18 protein-coding genes are annotated in these 16,509 nt (G+C 53.2%); 11 read left to right on the plus strand and 7 right to left on the minus strand.

Annotated features, from left to right (window positions below; translation table 11 throughout):
• The first annotated feature begins 90 nt into the window (after positions 1-90).
• Positions 91-1,548, plus strand: coding sequence for an N-acetylmuramoyl-L-alanine amidase family protein (locus tag WKI47_RS24315; RefSeq protein ID WP_340229789.1), 1,458 nt, complete (start codon positions 91-93; stop codon positions 1,546-1,548).
• Positions 1,549-2,021: 473 nt separating this feature from the next.
• Here WKI47_RS24315 and WKI47_RS24320 read toward each other — a convergent pair whose 3' ends face one another.
• Entirely contained in the window at positions 2,022-2,639 is a 618-nt protein-coding gene (locus tag WKI47_RS24320; RefSeq protein ID WP_340229790.1) for a cyclase family protein, read from the minus strand.
• 138 nt (positions 2,640-2,777) lie between these two features.
• Between WKI47_RS24320 and WKI47_RS24325 the strand changes: the two genes are divergently transcribed.
• From WKI47_RS24325 to WKI47_RS24350, 6 genes are all read left to right on the plus strand, one after another.
• Entirely contained in the window at positions 2,778-3,377 is a 600-nt protein-coding gene (locus WKI47_RS24325) for a hypothetical protein (protein ID WP_340229791.1), read from the plus strand.
• Positions 3,378-3,585: 208 nt separating this feature from the next.
• Positions 3,586-4,347: a methionine ABC transporter ATP-binding protein gene (locus tag WKI47_RS24330; RefSeq protein ID WP_340229820.1), complete on the plus strand. Its 762-nt coding sequence runs from the start codon at positions 3,586-3,588 to the stop codon at positions 4,345-4,347.
• A complete protein-coding gene (locus tag WKI47_RS24335) occupies positions 4,344-5,021 on the plus strand; it encodes a methionine ABC transporter permease (protein WP_340229792.1) in 678 nt (225 codons plus the stop codon). Before WKI47_RS24330 ends, WKI47_RS24335 begins: the two co-directional genes overlap by 4 nt.
• A 47-nt stretch (positions 5,022-5,068) precedes the next feature.
• Entirely contained in the window at positions 5,069-5,926 is an 858-nt protein-coding gene (locus WKI47_RS24340; protein ID WP_340229793.1) for a MetQ/NlpA family ABC transporter substrate-binding protein, read from the plus strand.
• A 171-nt stretch (positions 5,927-6,097) separates the two neighbouring features.
• The gene (locus WKI47_RS24345; protein ID WP_340229794.1) at positions 6,098-7,801 is read left to right on the plus strand and encodes a methyl-accepting chemotaxis protein; all 1,704 of its coding nucleotides are present in this window, start codon (positions 6,098-6,100) and stop codon (positions 7,799-7,801) included.
• A gap of 441 nt (positions 7,802-8,242) precedes the next feature.
• The gene (locus tag WKI47_RS24350) at positions 8,243-9,868 is read left to right on the plus strand and encodes a glycosyl hydrolase (protein WP_425355508.1); all 1,626 of its coding nucleotides are present in this window, start codon (positions 8,243-8,245) and stop codon (positions 9,866-9,868) included.
• A gap of 115 nt (positions 9,869-9,983) precedes the next feature.
• Here the strand turns inward: WKI47_RS24350 and WKI47_RS24355 are convergent, their stop codons facing one another.
• The 4 genes from WKI47_RS24355 to WKI47_RS24370 form a co-directional block, all read right to left on the minus strand.
• Positions 9,984-10,496, minus strand: a complete 513-nt coding sequence (locus tag WKI47_RS24355) for a hypothetical protein (RefSeq protein WP_340229796.1) — start codon at positions 10,494-10,496, stop codon at positions 9,984-9,986.
• Between the two features lie 458 nt (positions 10,497-10,954).
• Positions 10,955-11,332: a hypothetical protein gene (locus WKI47_RS24360; RefSeq protein WP_340229797.1), complete on the minus strand. Its 378-nt coding sequence runs from the start codon at positions 11,330-11,332 to the stop codon at positions 10,955-10,957.
• Positions 11,333-11,498: 166 nt separating this feature from the next.
• The gene (locus WKI47_RS24365; protein WP_340229798.1) at positions 11,499-12,044 is read right to left on the minus strand and encodes an NAD(P)H-dependent oxidoreductase; all 546 of its coding nucleotides are present in this window, start codon (positions 12,042-12,044) and stop codon (positions 11,499-11,501) included.
• A gap of 117 nt (positions 12,045-12,161) precedes the next feature.
• Entirely contained in the window at positions 12,162-12,575 is a 414-nt protein-coding gene (locus tag WKI47_RS24370) for a helix-turn-helix domain-containing protein (protein WP_340229799.1), read from the minus strand.
• A gap of 90 nt (positions 12,576-12,665) precedes the next feature.
• On the opposite strand from WKI47_RS24370, the gene WKI47_RS24375 reads away from it, so the two are divergent.
• Entirely contained in the window at positions 12,666-12,875 is a 210-nt protein-coding gene (locus WKI47_RS24375) for a hypothetical protein (RefSeq protein ID WP_340229800.1), read from the plus strand.
• 51 nt (positions 12,876-12,926) lie between these two features.
• Here the strand turns inward: WKI47_RS24375 and WKI47_RS24380 are convergent, their stop codons facing one another.
• Positions 12,927-13,607, minus strand: a complete 681-nt coding sequence (locus tag WKI47_RS24380) for a stalk domain-containing protein (RefSeq protein WP_340229801.1) — start codon at positions 13,605-13,607, stop codon at positions 12,927-12,929.
• A 359-nt stretch (positions 13,608-13,966) separates the two neighbouring features.
• On the opposite strand from WKI47_RS24380, the gene WKI47_RS24385 reads away from it, so the two are divergent.
• The 3 genes from WKI47_RS24385 (at position 13,967) to WKI47_RS24395 (ending at position 15,791) form a co-directional block, all read left to right on the plus strand.
• Complete coding sequence (locus WKI47_RS24385) at positions 13,967-14,461, plus strand: hypothetical protein (RefSeq protein ID WP_340229802.1); 495 nt, start codon at positions 13,967-13,969, stop codon at positions 14,459-14,461.
• 176 nt (positions 14,462-14,637) lie between these two features.
• Positions 14,638-15,222, plus strand: coding sequence for a DUF1273 domain-containing protein (locus tag WKI47_RS24390; RefSeq protein WP_340229803.1), 585 nt, complete (start codon positions 14,638-14,640; stop codon positions 15,220-15,222).
• A 44-nt stretch (positions 15,223-15,266) separates the two neighbouring features.
• Positions 15,267-15,791 carry a hypothetical protein gene (locus WKI47_RS24395; protein ID WP_340229804.1) on the plus strand — a complete coding sequence of 175 codons (525 nt, stop codon included), beginning with the start codon at positions 15,267-15,269 and terminating at the stop codon, positions 15,789-15,791.
• Positions 15,792-15,997: 206 nt separating this feature from the next.
• Here the strand turns inward: WKI47_RS24395 and WKI47_RS24400 are convergent, their stop codons facing one another.
• On the minus strand, positions 15,998-16,492 hold the full coding sequence (locus WKI47_RS24400) for a hypothetical protein (protein ID WP_340229805.1): 495 nt from the start codon (positions 16,490-16,492) through the stop codon (positions 15,998-16,000).
• Positions 16,493-16,509 lie beyond the last annotated feature (17 nt).

The raw sequence follows: 16,509 nt of genomic DNA on the forward strand, positions 1-16,509 counted from the left end.
GGCAAACGTACGTCTATAGCAATGAGGCGCCGATTCGGCGTTTTTGTTTTTTGAAATTTCGCAAAAGGAGAGATACGAGGTGGGAAAAGAATGAAAGCGACACCAAGACAAGCAACATGGAGCAAAGTGGCGATCGCGGCGTTTTTTGCTTTGGCGGCGGTGTTTTTCTTTTCGGTACAGGTGGGTCAGGCAGCTTCGGCTACCAAGATCGTTCTGGACGACAGGGAAGTGACCGGTGCCAGGGACGTTTTGACCGTAAAAGGCACGACAATGGTTCCGATCCGGGTCATCTCGGAAGAGTTGGGTTATGCGGTAGGTTGGAATTCGTCGAGCCGCCAAGTCACGGTCGGCCCTTCGGGCGACCGCGTGACGCTGACGCTCGGCAGCCGGGCCGCCGATTCGCCGGAAGGGCCGATCACGCTGGAGCAGGCGCCTTTTTCCCAAAGCAATACGACTTATGTTCCTCTACGCTTCGTAGGTACGGAGATGGGTTTGACGGTCAAATGGGACAATGGCGCGAAAACGGTCTTTCTGACCTCGCCGCCTCCGCTGGAACAACCGGGCGGCACGGGACCGAACGACGATGTCGATCCGCCGGCCGAAGTGCCGGGCGGCACGCCGACCACGTCCGCGCTCGTCGAGCAGGTCAGCTTCAGCGAAAATCGCCTGATGATCTCGACCAGCGGCAGCGTCACGCCCAAAGTATCCGCCGTCACGTCGCCTAACCGGATCGTGATCGACTTGCCGGACACCTCGTTCAGCCCCGTGTTCGCGGAAGCGCAAGGGCTGCTGGTCGGTCAGCAGGGAAACATCTCCGCCGTCGGTTCGACCGACGTGACGGGCATCCGTTTCGCGCTGAACAACGATTCGCCGCTGCGCGTACGGATCGTCATCGACCTGAAGCAAGCGAAAAATTACGAAACGTACCGCGAAGGCAATCTGTTCTTCGTCGACCTCAACCGCCAAAGCGGTCCTTCCACGCCGGGCGTAGGCGACGACGGCAAAAAGATCGTCGTGATCGACGCCGGACACGGAGGCAGCGCGACGGGAGCGATCTATACCGGAGGGCCGACTTTGATGGAAAAAGACGTCAATCTGGACATGGCGCTCAAAGTCGAAGCATTGCTCAAGCAAGTCGACGGGTTGGACGTGGTGATGACGCGCAGCGACGACACCGCCGTTTCCCTGCAAGGCCGGGTCGATATCGCGGAAAGCCTCAATGCCGACATCATGGTCTCGATCCACGCCAACAGCATGACCAAAGGTACCAAGCCGACAAGCGGCACGGAAACGCTGTACACCAAGCCGGAAAGCAAGTTGCTGGCGGAAACGATCCATAAATACGTGATCGTCGCCACCGGACTGCCCGACCGCAAAGCGAAATACCAGAACCTGCACGTCGACCGCGAATCCAATATGCCGACCGCGCTGGTCGAAACCGGCTTCCTCTACGCAGGCGGCGACGTCGAAAAAATCACCGACCCCGCCTGGCAAAACCGCGTAGCCGCCGCGATCGTTGCGGGAATCCGCGAATATTTAGAGGTGTAAGGTGTAAGGTGCATGGGCGACGGGGAGAATCCGGTCGAGTCGCTGTCTCAGTCGGGAAGCTGGATAGATTTTAAAAGGACGCTTCCCGACTTCAAAGGCGACATCTCCCTGGATTCTCCCCTCTGCCCCGAACCTTCTGTGGAGTGTGGTAGGAGGGGGGAAGGCGCGTGGGCGACGGGGAGAATCCGGTCGAGTCGCTGTCTCAGTCGGGAAGCTGGATGGATTTTAAAAGGACGCTTCCCGACTTCAAAGGCGACATCTCCCCGGATTCTCCCCTCTGCCCCGAACCTTCTGTGGAGTGTGGTAGGAAGGGATTAAAGGCAAAAGATCAAGTACAGGAGATCAAGGGCAAAGGTTATTTCCTACCAACAACATCATAGCGTTAAATAAAACGGGGTATGGTTTGAAGCCGTACGTCAACGTGACTTTCCCGACACACCAAGACGTACGGCAAAAAACCGTACGTCTTTTTTTTACGCGAAACGAGCGATGACTCTCGCCATCGAAGCGTCGGCGCGGATTCGAAGCGGCAAAGCGAACACTTCGAACGAACGGGTTTGCAGCAGCCGGTCGAGGTTCGTCAGGTTTTCCGCGATCAAAATGCCGTGATTCATAAAAGTCAAATGCACCGCGTACGGGTCTTTGTCGGGAGAAGGCGTGTCGAAGCCGACCATTTTCACTTTTTTGCGTACCAGCCATTCGGCGAAGCGTTCGGTCAACACCGGATAATCGGTAAAATACTGCGGCTGCCCGAACAACTCGCCGTGACCGGTATGCAGCAGCAGGATCACGTTTTCTTCGACGATTGTTTCGTATTCCGGCTTGAAGTCGATCTCGCGCTGACCGCTGACGTCGAGCACGCAGCCTTTTCCGACAAAACGCTCCAAAGGCATATCGCTGATAAACGTGCGCGAGTCCGTCATGTGCATCGGGCCGTCGATATGGGTTCCGGTGTGCATATTGATCGTCAGTTCGTGGTTGCAGTAGCCGTCTTCGTCCAGATTCCGTGTCTGTTTAAGTGTCATGGCGCTGTCGCCAGGAAAAACGGGAGTGTCGTCGAGCAACAGCCGGGTCAAGTCGATCAAAGTCATAGATTCCTCCGCGGCAGACCGGATTTTGGGCGGAAGCCGAATAAGTCTGCTTGTCTGTTCAAAACGTAAGCGATGTAAGCCGGAAAGGCAAGCGCGCGAGTTGAGGGTAAAAGAAGATAGATCGAAAGGAGGAGCGGCATGGGAAAAAGGGACAATAAAGCTTCATCTGCGCAGCGTGCGCATCGCCGGGAATCTTCAAGCGCCGGAAATAGCACGGGAACATGGTCGGCAGGGCGCGAAACGGAACGCTTTTTCGCACGCGGTCGGGTTTCGAGTCTTCTTTTTTACGGATTGGCGGGATTGCTGTCGGGCGTGCTGCTCGGTCTGGCGCTTAAAGCCGTTCAGCACTTTACCGGACACGAGGTGTATCGGCTGCTGCTCAATGCGGATTACGTGCCGGTGTTAAAAGAATTCCGGTTGAGCGAGCGGGCGGAGTTCGGTATTCATCTGGTCATTTCAATCGTGCTGTGCATAATTTTGGGGTTGATCTGGGAACGTCTGGCGCGCGGGGGGCGGCTATCGGGAAGCAAGATGACGGGCGCGACCGCCGCGGTTGGCATCTTAATCGGCGCGCTGCTGTATCCGACCACTCTGCTTTCTTCGGGCGGCACGCCTCCGATCGACAGTTTGCCTTCGTGGTTGTGGTGGTTGTCGGTTCATGCGGTGTACGGCGCCGTTTCCGGGGTGTTGCTGTTTCAGGTGCTTCGCGTGTTTCTTTTCCGCCGCTCCGGGTATTGAACAGCGGTCAACGAAAAGCGAAACCTTTACAAAAACGTTTCACTCTTTTTCGTTGCGTCAACAAGCATGCCCGCCATTGCGCAGATTGTAAAAATATTATTAAAATTCTTTGTAAAAATGGTGACACAGCGTATAGATTGTCTTATAATTTAGACGATTAAAGAATGTAACAGCGAAGTGAAAATACTGGTACAAGGAGGGAGCGGCTATTCTATCCCTGCAAAAAGTCAGTAAGTCGTATACGTCGCAGGGCCAGACGTTTCAGGCTGTTCTTCCGGTTAGCATGGAGATCGAGACAGGCGGCATCCACGGGATCATCGGAACGAGCGGAGCCGGCAAATCCACGCTGCTGCGGCTGATGAATCTGTTGGAACGGCCGGATGAAGGAAGCGTGTTGTTCGAAGAACGTGATCTGATGCGGGTCAGCGAACGGGAGTTGCGCGAAGCGCGGCGGTCGATCGGCATGATTTTTCAACAGTTCAATCTGGTTCATAACCGTACCGTTCATGGCAACGTGGCGGCCGCGCTGGAACTGGCGAGAACGCCCAAGCGGGACCGGGAACGCCGGATCACGGAAGTGCTGAGCTTCGTCGGCCTGGAAGACAAAGTGCGGCAGTATCCGGCCCAACTCAGCGGCGGACAAAAGCAGCGGGTCGCGATCGCGCGGGCGATGGCGAGCAATCCGAAGCTGCTGCTGTGCGACGAGCCGACGTCGGCGCTCGATCCGCAGACGACGGAAGATCTGCTGAACACGCTGCTGCATATCAATCGGACGCTGGGCGTCACCATTGTGATCGTCACGCACGAGATGGAAGTGGTCCGGCAAATCTGCACGCGCGTATCGGTTATGGAAATGGGCGCGGTCGTCGATACGTTCGATCTGCCGAAGCGCTCGGAAGAACGCGTTCGTCCGAACCTGTCGTACCGGGAGCAGATCTTGGGCCTTGTACATAAGGAGGACGCGCAATGAGCATCGAACGGATTATGGAAATCTGGGCGCAGTACCACGAGCAGATCTGGGAAGCGATCGGGCAGACGTTCTATATGGTGGGCATGTCCACGATTGCGGCTGTAATTCTGGGCATTCCGCTGGGGACGCTGATCTTTGTTACCCGGCCGGGCGGAATGTTGGAAAATCGCGGAGCATCGGTGTTTTTGAATACATTGGTCAATGTGATCCGCTCGTTCCCGTTTCTGCTGCTGGTCGTGTTCATGTTCCCGCTGACCCGGCTGATCGTCGGGACGACGATCGGCACGACGGCGGCCACCATCCCGCTCGCCATCGTCGCGATCGCCGGTTACTCGCGGCTTGTCGAGCAAGCGCTGGTGGAAGTGCCGCGCGGCGTGATCGAAGCAGCTCGTTCGATGGGCGCGTCGCGGCTGGAGATCGTTTGGAAGTTCCTGTACGTCGAAGCCCGTTCGGGTCTGGTGTTGGGACTCACGACTTCCATCGTCAGCTTTATCTCGTACTCGACGGTCGTTGGGATCGTGGGAGGCGGCGGTGTAGGCGATTTCGCGATCCGCTACGGGTATCAACGTTTCGAGATGGACGTCACGATCTGCATGATCGTTCTGATGGTGCTGCTCGTCCAGATCGTGCAAGTGCTCGGCAGTACCATTTCGCGCAAGATTGACAAACGTTAAGCAATACAGCAACTCAAATAATCTTTCAACGGGGGTACCACACGATTATGAAAAAGTCTCTGCTTCTGATTTTGACCGCACTGTTTCTCGTTCTGGCCGGTTGCGGGCAAAGCGCGACGACCACATCGAACAACGCGGCCGACGCGACGGACAAAACGGCAACTACCGAAAATACCGACAGCAAAGAATTGACCACGCTGAAAGTCGCTTCCCTGCCTGCGCCGATGGACGCGATCCTGCTGCTCGTGAAGCCGCTGCTCGTCGAAGACGGCATCAACCTGGAGATCGTCGAGATGTCGGACAATATCCAACCGAACGACGCGCTGGCGAACAAAGAAGTGGACGCGAACTTCTTCCAGCACGTGCCTTACGCCGAAGCTTATAACGAAGCCAAAGGCGCGAATATCGTACCGGTTCAACCAGTTTACAACGCGCTGTACGCCGGTTATTCCAAAAAGTACAAGTCGGTCGACGAACTGCCGGATAACGCGATCATCGCGATCCCGAACGATCCGCCGAACATCGCGCACTCGTTGCTGCTGCTGGAGCAGAACGATATGATCGAACTCAAAAAAGGCGTCGGCATCAAAGCCACGCTGCAAGATATCACGTCGAACCCGAAAAACTACCAGTTCAAAGAAGTCGATCTGCTGACGCTGAACCGCATGATGGACGACGCCGATCTGGTGACGATGTACCCGGCTTACGCGAAACCGCTGGGTCTGTCGGCGAAAAAAGACGCGTTGATCGTCGAAAAAGACATGCAGGCGTTCGCCATCACCCTGATGGCGCGCGAAGACAACAAAGACGACCCGGCGATCCAAAAACTGGCGGAACGCATGCGCGGCCCGGAAGTCAAAAAGTTCCTGGAGGAAGAATACACGGACACGTATCCGGCATTCTGATTCCCCGTTGTTCCTATCCTGGATTGATCAGACCAATCGGCGCAAGCCGGTTGGTCTTTTTTTGTCGAAAAAAGGAGTTTGGACTTAACAAAAGCAAGCAGCTTGCCGAAGTATATGGAGTGCAATTGAATTTTCGGAAATTTTCAGGGACAAAAGAGGAGAGACAACCAGATGAAGCTTACGATCAGACAGAAGTTGTTCAGCGGATTTGGCGCCATTATCGTATTAATCATCATTTTGAACACGCTAACGAACGTCGGCACTTCGAACCTGAGAGATCGGGCAGACGAATTGAAAGACCGGGATATTCCCAATGTGGTCATGCTGGAAAAAGTGAACGACCGACTGAAAACGATCGACCAATTGACCATGCGCAATATTTTGCAAACGAGCAGCGCGGACATGAACGAAAGCCGGGCCGCTATCGAAAAAGCGATCGAAGAACTGGGTTCGGCGATCGATACGTATGCGGCCACGCTGAAAACTCCGGAAGAGATCGAAGGCGCGGAGACGTTCCGTCAAGCAGCCGAAGCTTACGAACAAACGGTGACGCAAATCCTTCAACTGTCGCAAGACAACAAAGACGACGAAGCGGCCGCTTTGCAGCAGCAAACGCAGGATGTCGTCAACCAGATGACGGACGCGCTGCGCACGTCGATGGACGAGAAGATCCAAACGATGAACGATTCCGCTTTCGCTCAACGGGACGAGACCGGACGTATCCTGTTCATCTCGATCGGTGCTCTGATCAGCGCGGTGCTGCTGTCGGTGCTGCTGTCTTTCCTGATCTCCCGCAGCATCACGCGTCCGTTGGGGCAATTGACCCGTCAAGTGGGTTATATGGCAAAAGGCGAACTCGACAAGATCGACGAACTGCCGACCGGACTCAAAGGCGAACTGGGTCGTCTGTCTTCGGCGCTGCGTCAAATGGGAGAAAGCCAACGCGACGTTCTGCTTGAAGTCGGCCGGTCGGCGAATGCTTTGGCGGCTTCCGCCGAAGAGTTCAAATCGGTTGCCCAGGAAAGCGCGGAAGGGGCGGAACACGCCGCGTCCTCGATGCAGCGCATGGCCGAATCGAGCGAAACGCAGCTTGCGACTTCGCGTTCCGGCGGTCAACTGATGCAGCGCATGTTGGACAAGATCGTCGTGATCCGCGACCGCGTGGGGGAATCGTCCGAAGCGGCGGCGCACGCCAGCTCGCATTCGGAACAAGGCGCGGAGATCGTCGGCGAAGCGGTGCGGCAGATGGAATCGACCACGCTGAGTATGTCCGAAATGACGCAAGCAGTCGAGGCGTTGAATCAGCGTTCCGTGGAAATCGGCGGTATCGTGCAATTGATTACCGGCATCGCCAAACAAACCAACCTGCTTGCTCTTAACGCTTCGATCGAAGCCGCGAGAGCCGGCGAACAAGGACGCGGATTTGCCGTCGTCGCGTCCGAGGTCGGCAAGCTGGCCGAGCAATCTTCCGCTTCGGCCGCGCAAATCATCGGCATGATCGACCTGGTTCAAGCCGATACGTCGCGTCTGAGCGAAGTGATCGGGGACGCGTCGAATCGCGTAACCGCGGGAAGCGAAGCGATTCAGGCGACCGGCGAACTGTTCGGCCGCATTCGCGAAACGGTAAGCCGCGTCGGCATGCAAACCGACCAGGCCGCCCAGGCTTCCGGCGAGATGGTCCAAGTCGTCGAAACGGTCGCTTCGGCGATCATGGAAGGCGGCTCGCAGATGGAGCGCACGTCCGAAGAGATCCAAAACGTCTCCGCCGTGTCCGAACAACAAGCGGCCGCGATGCAGGAAATGTCGGCCGGGGCCGTTTCGCTGTCCGAGATGGCCGAAGAACTCCAACGTTTGAGCGCCAAGTTCAAACTGTGAGGTTTAGTTTTGAACATCCTGTTCGGGGGTGAAAGCGGGGGGCGCTGCGGGAGAAATTCGTTCAAAACGCTGTCTCACCCGGAAAACTTGATTTGAATTTAAGTTGTATGTTTTCCGGGTTCAAAGGCGTTTTAAACTGAATTTCTCTCTCCGCTCTTCGCTTTCATCGAAGCAGGCTTTTCAATAAATCTTCTCCTTTGATCTTGGAAGGGGAATAATATATTAAGGACTTGGAACAGAGGAGCAGATTGTATGGCTCCTCTTTTGTTTTTTAACACTCTATGGTTTAAAAACTGTTCTCCCGCAGCACCCCAGCTTTGCCCCTGCGAACAGGATTTCAAACTGCCCCTCTCTTCATGCGAGGGGCCTTTTTGCCGATAAAGGAAAAGATAGCCTGCAAGCAAACCAGCAGGCAACAGAGACAAGAAGGGGATGAGCGTGTTGAGGGGAACACGAACAAGGTTCAAAAAATGGGGAGCCGTCATATTGGCCGCCGCGCTGCTGACGGGAACGGCGGCTTCCGTGCATCCGCAAAGCGTACAAGCGGCAAGCGTATGGAATCTTTATAACGACGCTATGCGACTAGATAAGCAAGGCAAATATGCGCAGGCGATCGCCAAATACGAGCAAGCCGGACGGGAAATGGCGGCAAGCCGGGACTACGGCAATGCGGGGCGCATGTACCGCAACGCGGGCGAAGCTTACGTCAAGCTTAAGCAGTACGACAAAGCCGTGACGAGCTGGGACCTCGAAGCGATGTATTACGCGAAAGTGAACCTGGTGCAAGACAGCATCGCCGTGCAGCGCAAAGCCGACGCGCTGCGCAGCTCGGTCCAGCTTTATTACGAGACGGGGCTGTCCGCGGCAGCTTTGAAAAACCGCACCCGCGATCTGGCTCCTTTGGAACCGGCGAACGGGATTCTGCTCGGCGCGTACGCGGAGCAAAACAAAAAAGTGCACAACTCCGCCGGCGGTAAGTTTTACGCGGACGAATATCCGGCATTTACAGGCAAAAAGCACGCCGGTTACCTAATCTACTTCACCTACGGCACGTCGCTGTCGACGATTCAATCGCATATCAATGCGGCCAAACGCAACGGGACGGCAATCGAACTGGGCGTGCAGCCGCTTCGCGGGATGGCCGAGGTGAAAGACGACGCCTATCTGCACCAGCTCGCCAAAGACGCAGCCGCGTCCGGCGTGCCGATCTTTCTTCGTTTTGCCAATGAGATGAACGGAAACTGGACGCCTTGGAAAAGCACGCCGCAGACGTATATCCAGAAATTCCGACTGGTCGCCGACGTGTTCCACAAGGAAGCCCCGAAAAACGTCGCGATGCTGTGGGCGCCGGGCGCCAATCCGATCGACAATATCCAAAGCTACTACCCGGGCGACAAGTACGTGGATTGGGTCGGCGTCAGCTTGTATTCGATCTACAGTCCGACCGCCGATCCGCTGGGCCAGGGTATCGACCGCAGCAGCCATATCGCCAAGTTGGACGCGGTATACAAGTGGTACGCCGACCGGAAGCCGATCATGATCGCGGAAGGCGCGGTATCTTATATGTATCCGGAAAAAATGCGCGACGTCACCGACTGGTCCGTTTATCAAATGCAGCAGTTGTACGCCACGCTGCCGATGAAGTACCCGAAAGTGAAAGCCGCTTTCTGGTTCGACGTCGATGCCAAAGGCACCACCGACCGGGTCAAATACTACGGATTATCCAACAACGAGAAGATGCTGGCAAGCTACAAAAAAGCGATCGCCGATCCGTATTACCTGAGCGATATAGGCGACAGCACCACGCTGTCTTACAATCCCATCACAACTATCGTTCCGGCGCAAAAGCTGAAAGTCTCCGGCTACGTCAAAACCTGGTCGCCGACGCTCGGCAAAGTCATTTACAAGATTGGCGGCACGCAGGCGGGCGTCGCGACGACCCCTCCGTGGACGGCGGAGATCGACTTTTCTAAGTATAAAGGCAAGAACATCACGATTGACGTACTGGCGTATGACAAGCAAGGCAAGCTGGTGACGACGCAGTCGGTGAAGGCGAAAGTGCAGTAAAAAAGGAAAAGGACTTGAATATCAAGTCTTTTCCTTTTTAAAATAGTGTTTGTCAGTAGTTTAGTCTGTAACGAAACCACACAGGGTTCGTTACAGACTTTTTGATTCGCTGCTGTTATTCCGCTTTGATTTCCTGTACCTTTTCGATCAAGTTCTCCAATGTTTTTCCGTTTGTGTCTTCTGTAAAAGTGCTCGTATCTTGGTCTTCTGCTTCAAAAGCAGAAAGTACATAATTGTCGTCAACTACATAGTATGTGCCATAACGGGTAAACGAGTAGTTGTTTTGTTGTTCTTCGCCTATTCCTTTTTTGATCGCTGTCAAAATTTCCATGCCTGGCTGCAAGACCGGTTCCACCGATTGCAGTTCTTCACTGACGATCAAGTTAATTTCTTGGCCGACTTCGGCTCCCGCAACAGCCTCTTTGACTTGTGCCTGATAAGAAATGAATGTAGCGGAGGCAGGCTTTGCACCTTGCGCTTCTTGCTTTTCGGATAAATTCCCTTCCGGCGTTCCGGGTTCCGTAATCAGTCCGACTTCAAGGTCCGGGTTGCGTTCGCCAATGGTGACAACGACGACGGCATCCGCATAAGAAAGCACTTCTTCGAACGGAATATCGCGCATCTCCAAATTCGCGGGACTGCCACCGGATACAGGATACGTTTTTCTTAATTCCTGAACTCGCTCAGCAGAAAGCGAAAGATCTTTTTGAGGCTGCGAAGACGAGAGGGCATTAGAACAACCTGCTATCGTCATTATAGACAGGATTATGATTAAAAACCGTTTCATTCCGATCTACCTCCATTCAATACTTGTTGTTTAAATCATTCGTATCATGCGTTTTGGGAGTGTAATAGCCCTCGTAATTGCCCCAAGTCCGCATAACGGATTCTGCATTGACAGGATAATAAATATCGTTGGGATGTCCTAATCCCAAAACATGTCCGATCTCATGCGTCATGACCGCTACTCGATGGTTTCCTGGATTGGTACTACTGTAATTGGAAGAGTAAGGCGTCATATAAATTTGCGCAGAAGCAATTTTTTTGGAAGAACTTTGAACATTGGAACTGCTAATCAGTAGACCGTCAGTGCTTCGCAAGCCAGCAATAGCAATAATCCCTACCCCCACTGATTCCAAATCGGCTATCCCAATATGTTTTGGTCGCAGAAGCAATATCTACGTTTGAAGAGCCGAACCCAGTCTGAGCAATAGTAACTTTTTGGGAATAAGTATCCCATAATTTTGAAGCAGTTTGATAAGCACTGGTGTATGAAGAGTCCAAATTATCTCCATTGATTTTTAAATAAGCTTGTCCGTTGTTTAAATTGGCCCATTTTATTGGAATTGCAGTCCAATTGGGTGAACTCCCAGAGTAATACATCTCATGTGCATAAGTTTTTTGGATAACGTTTACAACTGATAACACGAAAAAAAGTAATAAAACTCTTTTAATAATTCTCATTAAAAAACCTCCTTTTAATCATATTTTATAATAATATGAAAAAAATCAAATTAACCATTAAATGTTCAATGTGAATTGAATATATGCAAAAGATCTACATCCCAAAAAGACACGTCTCCTTTTGGGGATTGTGTCTTTTGATTAAAGTAAGTTGGATGAGCATCTGTTAGACCACGTTTTCCGTCGCTCCCAACAAATGCCCCATATACCGCTCCGCACTCCTCCGAAGTTCATCCTCGCTTGTCCGCGAATTGACGCCGTAGTGGATAAACGGTTCTTCGTAGCCGCTTTTCAAATAACGCGCCGTCATTTCGAACGGAAGCAGCAGCGTGCTCATTTCGTGCAGGTATTCGCCGCTCGGGCTGTAATCCTGCTTTTTAACACCGACGGATACCGCAAGGCCAATCGTTTTCTTGTGCTCGAACAACCACGAACCTTCGCCGTACGCCCAGCCTTCCAGTAGCACTTCGTCCAGCCATTGCTTCATCAGCGGCGGGCAGTTGAACCAGTAGAACGGGAATTGCAAAATGATGCGATCATGCTCTTCGACCAGCTTTTGTTCCGCGGCAATATCGATCACGCTGTCCGGGTATTTTTCGTACAACGAGCTGACTGTAATCTCTTCCGGATATTTGCGAATTTCCTCCAGCCACTTCCGGTTAATGCGCGAAGTCTCCAATGCAGGATGCGCGGCAATTACCAACGTTTTCATTTCCAAACACTCCTTCCGTATTCGTCTTGCTCAATTCTCAAGTACAAGGCTCATTGTAGAAGGGGAGGAAACGTTTGTTAAGTACGCACTTTTCGGTAACCGCACGCCTCCGATCGGTTATTCTCGCTTCAATCCCGCACCGCTCGCGATCTGCAACATCTCTTCTTCGCTCATAAAAGGACCTTCCAACGCCACACTTTTGTCCCCGTAGACCCGTTCCAGATGCGCTTCGCCCCAGTAGCAAAAAAAGTCCAGCACGCCGATCAGTCCTTGGCCGTACTCGCTCAATTCGTATTCGACGCGGGGAGGGACTTCGTTGTAATCATGGCGAAAAACCAGACCGTCCCGTTCCAATTCCCGAAGCTGTTGGGTCAACATTTTGTGGCTGATGCTCGGAGTCAGGCGTCGCAACTCATTGAACCGTCTTTTTTCGTCCACCAGATGATATAAAATAATGCTTTTCCATTTGCCACCGATGACGTCCAGGGTGGCTTCGACGCCGCTTTGATACTTTTTCACAGGCTGCTCCAATTCGGTATGCTCCTTTCGATTGTCGGTTCGCGATCCTTTCCGTTAGAATAACATGATTGGGCGTTGGAAAGGGAAGGGAGCGTTAAGGGGATGGAAGCGAAGATTTTTGCGGGAAAAGGATTGGGGTACACGGTTCGTCACGCCGAGGTAGGCGATGCGGCTGAATGTTCGGCGTTACGCGTGCAAATCGACGGCGAGACCGAAGGCGTATTGAAAAACGATCGCAAACATGCGGACGGTTGTTACTACGATACGGTGCTCATGGGACGATTCCGCACAAAAACAGCTTCGTTTCCCTGATCGGGACAGCGAAGCTGTTTCTTTTTGCTTATTGGGCTGGTAATCCGCGGATTATTTTCCGCTCCATACGATATCGACCACGTTGAAGCCTTTGTTGCTGCCGGTTCCCAGTTTGGCATCAATCGTAACGGCGAACGATCCGCCTGCGTCTACAATAGTGATAGCCGACGCGCTGACTTCTTCCATTTTGCTGGTAGCGCCTTTTTTCGCAAAGTATTGCTTGTACGTATTGCCCAGCGACAACAGATCCTGTTTCGTCGTGTACTTGAATGTTGCCGACGGCGTGCCTGTTCCGCCTGCTACGCCTTCAACCAGATCGTAGACCTTGGCGTCGGACGGCAGAGGGAAATCGGTAGGGATCGTAGTCGGACGTTGAACGGAAGACGATCCTGTCGAAGGCGTTGTCGGCGTCGAAGTATTCCCACCGGTCGAACCGGAAGAAGTACCGCCACCGATCACGACGCGGCTATTTTTTGCATCATAGGTTACCGAGGTATTCAGAGCTTCGCCGATCGAGCGCACAGGCAGGTAAGTTGTGCCGTTGTACGTGATCGGAGCGAGCGTTTTGCCGTTGCCGTCTTTAGGCGTGTATGCGCTGCCGTTCACCACGATGCCGAGACCGTTGTTTAGGGAGGCACGGATTTCCTGGATGTTGGCACCTGCATAGACACCGGCTGAAGCCGTCAAAGTAAGTACCGCACCAAGTGCGATCGCAGTCAGCTTTTTTTTCATTGTCAAATTCATCCTTCCAAAAATGTAATGACCGACGGGTAAGCATGAGCAAGTCTTGGAACCTGTCGAAGTATGTAAGGTCGGCAGTAACCATTAACCACCATCTGTTCCTATTAAACGATTTATTGGGTAATTGGGACGTTTGGCGTCCATACGGGATTTATCAGCCCAAACAGGGTAAAAAAAGCTTAGGCGTACCGTACCTGGCAAGCTAAATTTCAAGGGAAAGAAGACCAGCTTCGAATACGATCGAGGCCGGGAGCGAGAATGGTAATGACGAGGCTTCGTGAGCGAACTTGGCGAGATCGGGTACTGCGCGACCTGAAACGGCAAGGCAGTAGGGAAAAGGAGGCGTACGTATGGAACTTTATTTTTCGGATAACTTTTTTAACGCGGGGCAGACAGAAATTTTGAATCAATCCGGCGAAGCGGCAGGAAGGCTGGATCTCAGAAGCATGATCGGTTCGGCGCTGGATGTGTATGGACCCCGCGGCGAGCTGCTTTATTCAGGCCGGTTCCAGCTGATGCTGCGGCGTTGGCGGGTGCTGGATGCAAGTGAACGGGATATCGGGCTGCTTCGTCCAAGATTCACGCTGTTCACCAAAAAATTCGAGTACGATGCGGGCGAGCGCGGTGTATACGAGATCGAATCGCCCAACTTTTCAAAAGAATATATCATCACGGAAAACGGAACCGAAGTGGCGGAATTCGCTCGAACGAGCGGCTGGATTCGCAGCGGCGCTTACCGATTGCAGAATCGCTCCAGGCTACCCGATTACGAGATGATCGCGGTTGTGATGGGCGTCAACGCGATTCGCAAACGACAGCGATCGGCAGCAAATTCCGGAGGTTAGTACTTTGGCCGCATCCAATCCAAGGTTTGCGTTCATCGGAAACACGCACGGTTCAAGCGGGTTTTCGAGGGGCGTATCCTAACCTATTAAGCGGTCATGGCACTAGCGGTACATAAAAAAACGGATTGCCGCATATGGTACACTGGAAGGAAAGACATCAGGGAGGCTAGACGAACGTGAAAAATTTGCTGGTCACCGGCTACCGCGCGAACGAACTCGGGATTTTCAACCAGAAGCATCCCGGTATCCCGTTTATTCGCGAAGCGATCAAGCGCCGGCTGATTCCGCTGATCGAGGAAGGGCTGGAATGGGTGCTGACTCCCGGCCAATACGGCGTTGATCTCTGGGCGTGCGAAGCGGTGATCGAACTCAAACAAGACTATCCGCAGCTCAAACTGTCCGTTCTTGCGGCTTTTGCCGGGATGGATGAGAAGTGGAGCGACGAGAAAAAAGAATATTGGCAGACGCTGCTGAAGCAGATCGACTATTACGGGTTGGTCAGCAAAGAATCCTACAGCGGTCCCTGGCAGTTCAAAGCGCGGGACGGACTGTTATTGCGCAAAAGCGACGGGATGCTGCTGGTCTACGATGACGAGGCTTCGCCGGGCAGTCCGCGTTACTTCCGGGAAGCGGCGCTTCAGATGCGTGAAGAAGAAGGATACCCGCTGATCCAGATCACGCCGGAAGATATCCAATCTATCGCGGAAGATATGCAGGCTGACTTGGCTGATGCGCATAGCGACGGAGGAGATTGGAATTAGCACGGAAAAAGGGTGTCAGCATCGAACCGAAGGGGGAGGCAGGCATGGAGCTTTATTTTTGCGGACAAAAAAGGCCATTCGGTAAAGGCGTTATTCGTCAAATCGGCGGAAATCGAAAAGGCTCGATCGATTATAACGGAGAAGGCGATAACGGTCTGTATGTACTCGACGGCGACGATTACGTGCTATACCGTGGCTGCGTGGAGCGTTCATCGGGCAAATGGGCGATACGGGATGAGCGAGAAGAGGTCGTGGGGCGTTTGAGCCGGGAGAAAAACGGTCTTGAAACGTACTACGGATACGATGCCGGCCTGCGCGGGTATTACCGGATCGAGCATGACGGGGGCGGCTACCGGATCGAAGACACCAACGGAGACGCGGCTTTCGTCGATAAGAAAAAGCATTGGGTCAAAGGCGGCGAGTATTGGCTGCAAACGGAAGACGGCATGCAAGGAAGCGTGAACGAATACGAATGGGTCGCGGTGGTGCAAGGTATCGAAGTGCTGCGCGGTCAGCGTACTTTCTGGCCGAACGCGATCGCCAATGCGATCGGAGGGGCTTTTTCCTGATCGGCATACGAAGGAAAGTCACGGATCGCGAAAAAAGCGAAAGATAACAAAAAACCGAAAGATAACAAAAAAACCGTTTGGAGATACGTTCGTACGTATCCTCAAGCGGTTTTTGTCAATCATGCAAGATCGGATGCAGGTTACGACCTTTCCTTTGCCTTTTATCCGAAGAAAAGATCGAACGCTTCAAAACGCACGACCCGGCTTTACTTGCGGTTAAACGTAAAGCCTTCTTCCGCCAAATATTCTTCCGATTCCTCGCGCGTCTCGAACGCCATCTCCAGGCTAGATCCCGAATAGATGAAAAATGTCTCGTCTTCGAACTTGAGAATCAGCTCCTGCCCGTCCCCGTCCGTCCAGATCTCGTCTCCTGTCGATTGCGCCGAAGCTGCGGAAACAGGCTTCGACGGACTGGTTTCTCTATCCGAAGACAACGAACGAATCGAAGCATCCACGATCTCGCGCAGTTCCGTTTCGGTAAAGTCGCGTACATTCACGAAGCCTTTATCATCCGTATCGTAATCCCCGACCAACCCCGCAAACACGAAGCCGTTGCCGTTCGGATGGAAGCGATAACCGACGATTTTCTTTTCGTGCACGCTGCCTTCAAAATGATAATTGACCCGTCCCATTGACACGTCATTGCGCGTAAGCTCCGGGAACGACTCCAAGACCGCGATTTTTTGTTCAAAAGTAAGCATAAATAATATGAACCTCC

It is taken from the genome of Saccharibacillus sacchari (assembly GCF_037722395.1).
In the GTDB taxonomy this organism is placed as follows: domain Bacteria; phylum Bacillota; class Bacilli; order Paenibacillales; family Paenibacillaceae; genus Saccharibacillus; species Saccharibacillus sacchari_A.